Annotated in this window: 2 protein-coding genes; both read left to right on the top strand. The window is 50.4% G+C overall.

Features of this window, described 5'->3' with window-relative positions; genetic code table 11:
* Nucleotides 1-882, top strand: an 882-nt coding sequence (gene ilvE / locus R7Q41_RS24025; protein ID WP_318144708.1) for a branched-chain-amino-acid transaminase, incomplete at its 5' end; no start/stop codon positions are given.
* Nucleotides 883-896: 14 nt separating this feature from the next.
* On the top strand, nt 897-1,402 hold a 506-nt coding region (locus R7Q41_RS24020; protein WP_318144707.1), incomplete at its 3' end, for a dihydroxy-acid dehydratase.

The following is a 1,402-nucleotide window of genomic DNA, read 5'->3' as shown; positions in this document are numbered from 1 at the left end:
GAGGCGAACGTGCACGTTCTCACTCACGCCATGCATTACGGCACCTCGGTATTTGAAGGGGTACGCTGCTACAACACACCAAAAGGCCCAATTGTCTTCCGTCACCGTGAGCATGCACAGCGTTTAAAAGATTCCGCCAAAATTTACCGCTTCCCTATTCCATACTCTGTTGAAGAAATCATGGAAGCAACGCGTGAAACTCTGCGTCAAAACAAACTCGACAGCGCTTACATTCGTCCATTGGGATTTGTGGGCAATGTCGGTTTAGGTGTGTGTCCTCCAGTAGGCACCGAAATGGAGCTGATCATCGCGGCGTTCCCATGGGGCTCGTACCTTGGTGAAGAAACACTAGAAAAAGGCGTAGATGCGATGATTTCAAGCTGGAATCGCGCGGCACCTAACACCATCCCTACCGCTGCAAAAGCGGGTGGTAACTACCTTTCTTCACTACTCGTTGGTGGTGAAGCACGTCGTCATGGTTACGACGAAGGTATCGCACTGAGTGTTGACGGTTACTTGTCAGAAGGCGCGGGCGAGAACATCTTTGTCATCAAAGATCGCGTGATCACCACACCACCAGCCACCAGCGCTATCCTACCGGGCATCACTCGTGACTCGATCATGACCATTGCTCGCGATAAAGGTTACGAAGTCCGTGAAGCTAACATTGCCCGCGAAGCGCTATACCTTGCGGATGAAGTATTCATGACCGGTACCGCAGCAGAAGTTGTGCCTGTGGCAACCATCGACAAAATTGAAGTGGGCAGCGGTAAACGCGGTCCAATTACCAAAGAATTGCAAGAAGCCTACTTTGGCCTATTTGACGGCACCACGGAAGATAAGTGGGGCTGGTTAGACTATGTGTACCCAGAGCAGCAGTAAGAAGGATTTAAGAAATGCCAAAATATAGATCAGCTACCACCACACATGGTCGTAACATGGCGGGAGCTCGTGCGCTCTGGCGTGCAACCGGTGTAAAAGACGAAGATTTCGGTAAGCCAATCATCGCCGTGGTGAACTCATTCACTCAGTTCGTACCAGGCCACGTACACCTTAAAGATTTGGGCCAACTTGTTGCTCAAGAGATTGAAGCGGCAGGCGGCATCGCAAAAGAATTCAATACCATCGCCGTCGATGATGGCATCGCAATGGGTCACGGCGGCATGCTTTATTCGCTGCCATCACGTGAATTGATTGCCGACTCAGTAGAATACATGGTTAATGCGCACTGTGCAGATGCGATGGTGTGTATCTCTAACTGTGACAAAATCACTCCAGGGATGCTGATGGCGTCAATGCGTCTCAACATTCCAGTTATCTTCGTATCTGGCGGCCCAATGGAAGCGGGCAAAACCAAGCTTTCAGATCAGATCATCAAGCTAGACCTTGTCGATGCCATGAT

The sequence above is a fragment of the Vibrio sp. 2096 genome (genome assembly GCF_033339595.1).
GTDB classification, from domain to species: Bacteria; Pseudomonadota; Gammaproteobacteria; order Enterobacterales; family Vibrionaceae; genus Vibrio; species Vibrio alginolyticus.
This window is presented reverse-complemented; position numbering and strand designations above follow the sequence as displayed.